The organism is Myxococcus vastator (assembly GCF_010894475.1).
GTDB classification, from domain to species: domain Bacteria; phylum Myxococcota; class Myxococcia; order Myxococcales; family Myxococcaceae; genus Myxococcus; species Myxococcus vastator.
Genome location: NZ_JAAIYB010000473.1, coordinates 1 through 6,221 on the forward strand (window position 1 = coordinate 1; position 6,221 = coordinate 6,221).

Annotated in this window: 3 protein-coding genes; 1 reads left to right on the forward strand and 2 read right to left on the reverse strand. The window is 70.6% G+C overall.

Translation table 11 applies throughout. The features are described from left to right. Positions 1 to 3: 3 nt before the first annotated feature. Positions 4 to 1,593, reverse strand: coding sequence for a glycoside hydrolase family 57 protein (locus G4D87_RS31635; RefSeq protein ID WP_163786420.1), 1,590 nt, complete (start codon positions 1,591 to 1,593; stop codon positions 4 to 6). Between the two features lie 25 nt (positions 1,594 to 1,618). Next, positions 1,619 to 3,769 (reverse strand): DUF4912 domain-containing protein, encoded by a 2,151-nt coding sequence (locus tag G4D87_RS31640; protein ID WP_205507793.1) that lies wholly within the window; start codon positions 3,767 to 3,769, stop codon positions 1,619 to 1,621. A 226-nt stretch (positions 3,770 to 3,995) separates the two neighbouring features. Here G4D87_RS31640 and G4D87_RS31645 point away from each other — a divergent pair. Next, positions 3,996 to 6,221 (forward strand): glycosyltransferase family 4 protein (locus G4D87_RS31645; RefSeq protein ID WP_240358768.1); only part of this gene is annotated, 2,226 nt, incomplete at its 3' end.

The following is a 6,221-nucleotide window of genomic DNA, read 5'->3' on the forward strand; positions in this document are numbered from 1 at the left end:
GCGTCAGGCAGGCAGATAGAGGCGGTAGTCCAGCTCTGGATAGAGGTTGTCCCGGCCTTCCACGTGAGAGAGCCAGCCCTCGTCCAGCTTGCCGCCGCGCAGCTGCTCGTGCAGGCGCTGGAAGCGCAGGAGGTGCTCGCGTGTGCGGCGCTGGGCGTACTCCACCATGGTGCCCGTCTTCATGATGAAGGCCCAGTCGGAGGACTGAGCGAGCAGCAGCTCCCTGGCGGCCTGATTGAGCGCGCGACGTTGCAGCTCACCTGCCTCCGGGAAGTCCCGCGCCAGCGCCACCATCTGCATCGCGCAGTGGTTCAGGTGGCGGTAGATCCAATCATTGCTGCCGTCGAGCCACATGTTGGCGTAGCCGCCCGCGCCCCACGAGGACAGCGGCGGCGTCGCCACCTGGTTCTCCGGATGCTCCCGCAGGTCATCCGACGGCGTCACCAGCCGGAACGTCTTCTGGTCATACGCGACCTTGCGGATGAGGAAGTCGAGGAACTGGGGCCCCTCGAACCACCAGTGGCCAAAGAGCTCGGCGTCATAGGGCGCGACGACCACCGGCTCCCGGCCGCCCAGGCGCGAGGCCAGGTCTTCCATCTGCCGCTGGCGGTTGAACAGGAAGTTGCCCGCATGCACCGAGGCCCGCTCCCGCGCGGCGAGCGGATCATACGGGCGCTTCTCGTTCGTCTTCCCGGTGATGCGGAAGTACTTGAAGCCGGTGTTCTTCCGCTCGCCGGTGGGCTGGATGAACGGGCGGATGTAGTCCAGGTCCAGGTCCCAGCCGATGTCCCGGTAGAACTCGCGGTAGTCCGGGTCGCCCGGGTAGCCGTGCTCGGTGCTCCACACCTGCTGGCTGCTCTCCGGGTCGCGGGCATACGCGGCCACACCCGCCTCGGTGAAGACGGGCGCGTAGGGGCCGTGCAGGGGCCGGGGCACGGCGTCCGTCAGGCCGTGTGTGTCGACGAAGAAGTAGCGGATGCGCTCGCTGGCCAGCAGGCGCTCCAGGCCCGGGTAGTAGCCGCACTCGGCCAGCCAGATGCCTGCGGGGTCCCTGCCGAAGTGCTGGCGGTAGTGGTTCGCGGCCACCGTCACCTGGGCGCGGACGGCTTCGGGCACCTGCTGCATCAGCGGAAGGAAGCCGTGCGTCGCGTTGCAGGTGAGGATGTCCAGGTAACCCGCGTCCTGGAGCCGCCGGAACGCGGAGACGAGGTCGCGCTTGTAGCGGTCGTGGAACGCGCGGCGCAGGGACTCGAAGTGGTCCCGGTAGAACCGGGCAATGGGGCCGAAGGTGGCGTCGGCGCGCGTCCGGTGGACCTCGCGCGCGCCCAACTCGCAGAGCAGGTCCAGCCGCCGTGCGTAGCGGCTCATCAGCAGCTCGTCGCGCAGCATGGAGACGAGCGTCGGAGACAGCGTCATCGACAGGCGGAACGGGACGCCGTCCTCCGCCAGTTTGTCGAAGACCTGGAGCAGCGGGAGGTACGTCTCGGAGATGGCCTCGTAGAGCCAGTCCTCCTCGAGGAAGTCCTCATGTTCGGGGTGCCGGACGAAGGGAAGGTGCGCGTGAAGCACCAGCGCGAGGGAACCCAGGCTCATGGTCGTTCAAGGTCTCCGTGCGGGTTCAGGAGCGGCCGTTGTCCGAAGGCGGCTTCCGGGGAGGCGGCTCGGCCGCGTCAGGGGTGGCGTGGCCCTCTCGGGCCTCGAAGGAGGCGGGTGCCGCCGTGCGCTGGGGCGCCTCGCCTTCCGCGCGGGGCCGGGGCACTTCGAAGTAGCGGTGGTGCTCCTCCGTGTCGGCGGCGTCACCCTGCGCCGAGGCGTCACGGTCGGAAACCGTGGCGCGGGACGGACGTGGCGGAGCCTCGAAGTAGCGGTGGTTCTCCTCGCCCTCTGGGGGATGCGCACCGGAGCCGTGAGCGGCCTTCGCGGCGGAGGTTTCGGTCTCCGCGCGTGCTGACGGCGCGTCCTCGTGCTGGCGGTCGGCTGCGCCCGACGGTGGAGACGGAGCATCGGCGAGGCGCCGGTCCGAGGCGCCGGTCCGCTGCGGAGGGGAATCCAGGTAGCGCAGGTCCGACGCTCCCGGAATGCTCCTCACGTCCAGGTGATGTTGATGTGAAGTCGCCGCACCTTCCGCATAGCGCAGGTCCGATGCGCCCGGGATGCTCTGTACGTCCAGGTAGCGATGAGGCGAAGCGCCGCTGACCGGCGAGCGCGTCGCACCGCCTTCCGAGTAGCGCAGGTCCGATGCGCCCGGGATGCGCTGTACGTCCAGGTAGCGATGAGGAGAAGCGCCGCTGACCGGCGAGCGCGTCGCACCACCTTCCGAGTAGCGCAGGTCCGATGCGCCCGGAATGCCCTTCACCTCCAGGTAGCGATGCGATGACGTGTCGCCGGCTGCCTGGCGTGCCGCGTCCCCTTCCGCGTAGCGCATGTCCGAAGCCCCCGGTGCACGGCCCAGGGTCTCCAGGTAGCGCGGCACGGGTCCACGCACCTCGCGCGCGTGTGGCCGCGCCACATCCGCCTGATAGCGCTGGTCCGAAGCCCCCGCCGCTCGCCCCACTGAGTCCACGTAGCGTTGGTCCGAAGCGCCCGGCGCTCGCGCGGGGCCCTCCAGGTGCGCCTCCGCCACATCCCTGCCACGACGCTCCCTGTGGACTTCCGGAACATCCAGCACGCCACCACTGCCGGGCAGATTCACCCGGCGCCACGACACGTACTCGCGCGCCTCTTCCCGCGGCGGCGCTTCCACGACAGCCTCGGGCAGCGCCGCTTCGAGCGGAGGAACCCGAAGGAAACGCACCGTCAAATCCGTGGAGACGCCCGCGGGAGGCAGCGTCACGCGGTTGCTCGAAGCACCGATGCGGCGACTGCGCCCATCGCGCCCGACGAAGTGCGCCTCCACGCGATACGTCCGCCCCGCCGACAACCCGTGGATGTAGAAGCCGCGAGCCTCCACCGCGAAGTCCAACGCCTGCTCCATCTGTTCATCACCGAACACACGCAGCACGGTCCGCGGCGCCTCCAGCGCATCCTGCGCGCGCAGCAGGGTCCCCAGGCTGAAGTCCCAGGACACGAAGAGCGTGTGTGGGTCCCTGGGCAACAGGAGGACGGCGTCGTCCTGATACCCCTCCGGCAGCTCGCCCAGGCCCTCGGTATCCACGGGGGGCGGAGGCGGAGCAGGCGCTGCTTCCACCAGGTGGTGGCTGCGCGCCTCCTCCTCGCCAGCCACGCGCGCCACGAAGAAGCCCTCCACCACGGGCTCCGCGGCTTTTTGCACGGGCGCGGGCCGCGCGACGGGCGGCGGCACCGGTTCCGGCGGCTTCGTGAAGGAGGGCGTGACGGGCGTCACCGACTCGCGCGCCCGCTCCACTCGGGGCTTGGGCGGGAACGTGACCACCTGCGCGGGTCTGACGGGCGGCTTGCTCCCGGGCTTCTCCGAGGTCCGCTTGGCCGCCACCCGCTTGGGCGCGGACACCCGGCCCTGGCCTTGCGAGCCATCCGCCTGGGGCTTCGCGGCGGTCAAGGGCTTCGCCTTCCTGGGCGCCTTCGCCTTCTTGGCGGCCGGGGTCCGGGCGGGAGACGCCTCGGGTTTCGCGGTCGCGCGCCTGGCGGGCACGCGGATGCCCGCCAGCCGGGCGAGCTTCCCCAGGGCGGGGACGTAGGCGGCCAGGGCCGCGAGCAGCTCCTCTTTTTTCATCCGGCTGTAGCCGCTCCCCAGGTGCTTCCGTGCCAACTCCCTGAGGTAGCTGACCGTCACGCTCTTGAGGTCTTCCATAGGCAAGCAGGCCTTTAGGTCGCTGGTCGTAGAGGGTCAACGTGCCAGCATTACATGTGTTCTTCGCCCGACCCCCCTTTCTCGTTTCATCACCCGATGACACTCAGGGGGCGGCTAGGTATCCTGCCCACGCTTGAGCGACCTGCCCAGACTGCTCCTGTGCAGTTTCGACGTCATCCCCGGTCCGTCGGGTTCATCCCGTCGTTTGTCCGAATACTTGAAGGCGTTGCCGGACCGCTTCTCCGTGGTGGTGCTGTCGGCCAAGACGCCTGACCACTCCCACATCGAGAAGTACCAGGGCGCCCGGCTGCTGCGCGTCCCGGTAGGCTCGGGGGACCTGGCCTCGCGCATCCAGGCCTTCGAGCGGGCCGTGCGCCGGCAGCTCGAGAGCGAGGACTACGCGCTCGCCCACTTCACGGACCCCTTCGGCGGATACGCCTTGTGCGAGCTGAAGGGCGACTACGGGTATCGGCTCATCTACGAGGCCCAGACGTTCCCCTCGCAGGAGCTGCGGTACACCCACCCGCAGACGGAGGGGGACCGGCGCTTCCTGTCGAAGATTCGCAGGCAGGAGCTGTTCTGCCTGATGAACGCGGACCTCGTCGTCACCGGCTCGGAGACGACGCGCGCGTACATCCAGTCGCTCGGCGCCAGTGAGGAGCAGGTCCGGGTGCTGCCCGCGCCGGTGGACCTCCAGCCCTTCACGCCCGAGGTGCTGGGCGCCCCGGACGGCGACCCCCTCCGGATGATGTACCTGGGCAGCCAGGTGGGATGGCAGGGCCTGTCCACCCTGCTGCGCGCGGTGGAGCTGGCGGCGCGGAAGGAAGAGGTGCGCCTCACGCTGGTGGGCGCACGCCACGCGGACTGGCAGCCGCATCTGGATGACCTGGTGAAGGAGCTGGGGCTGGGCGACCGGGTGGAGTTCCAGCCCCCGGTGCACCACGACGACCTGGCCAAGGTGCTCGCGCTCGCGGACGTGGGCGTGCTGCCCATGGATGACGTGGAGCGCAACCGCGTTCAGGGCGGGCCGCTGGCGAAGGTGTCGGAGTACTGCGCCGCGGGCCGCCCCGTCATCGCGGCGGACCTGCCCGTGACACGGGAGCTCATCCCGGCGGGCGCGGGCGTCTTCTTCCCTCCGGGTGACAGCCAGGCCCTGGCCGACCGCATCATCGAGCTGGCGCGCGACGTGAAGCGCCGGGTGACGCTGGGCCAGGTGGCCCGGGCGCACGCGGAGGCGGCGCTCGACGCGGGACTCATCCGCGGCAAGCTCCTGGACCTGTATGACTCGCTGTTGGAGAAGCGGTCGGAGCCCGTCTCCACCACGAGCGAGGACGACTTGCCCGCGCCCACCACGGTGACGGGAACGCCCACGAACCGGCTGGCGGCGCTGCTGCCCCCCGAGCCCGCTCCCACCGCGGCACCGGTCGCCAAGAAAGTGCCGGAGCCTCGGAAGGACAAGGACGCGCCTGCCGCGAGCCGTGCGCGCGAGGACCTGCCGCTGGTCATGGGGCAGGTGCTCGATGAGGGGCTCGACACGCGCCTCATCAAGACGGAACTCGAGACGAATCCCATCGAGCCGCCCGTGGTGATGGGTGCGCCGCTGCGCGAGCGCTCCGCGGCGACCGCCGATGCCCCGACCACCACGGTCCGCGAGAGCGAGGCCTCCGCGTCCAGCGAGGCCGCCCAGGACGCGAGCGACGACGACTCCGAAAGCGCGCTGCCCATCGTCCAGGCAACGGAGGTCGAAGACGCGGACGAACCGCCGTCGCCGACGCCCGTCGTCAAGGCGCCCTCGTCCGCAGGCCGACTGCCGTCGGTGCTGAGTGCGGACGCAAGCGACGCCTCGGCGGCGACGCCCATCGTCAAGGTCCCTCCACCTCCGGGCCGGCCGCCGCCCAGCGTGGGCAGCGACCTTGACGAGGCCCCGGCGACAGCGGCCGACGCCAAGGGCAGCACCGCCTCATCGAGCCGCCCTTCATCCTCGGTGAGCACGGCTGGAGGCGAGGGCTCGGCACCGACGCCCGTCGTCAAGGTGCCGCCTCCGCCGGGCCGGCCTCCTTCGGCCGTGAGCGAGGATTCCAGCGAGGCCTCATCAGCGACGCCCATCGTCAAGGCGCCCGCCGCGCTGAACCGGACGGACGCAGCCCCCCGCGAAGCTGCCGGGGACGCGGATGAAGCCCCCGCGCCGACGCCGGTCGTTCGCAGCCCTGTCATCGGTGCGCGTTACGAGCCGCCGTCGCACACACCGGTGGTGCGCTCGCCCTACGACAAGGAACGGGATGAGACCGCCTCGGCCACGCCTGTGGTGCGCTCGCCCTACGACCGCCAGCGGGACGAGCCACCCGCGCCGACGCCCATCATCCGCGTGCCCACCGAGCTGCTCCAGGAGCTCATCCCCACGCGCGCCTCCACCAGCCGCGGCGCCCCTTCCTCAAGCCGGCCGGAAGAGCAC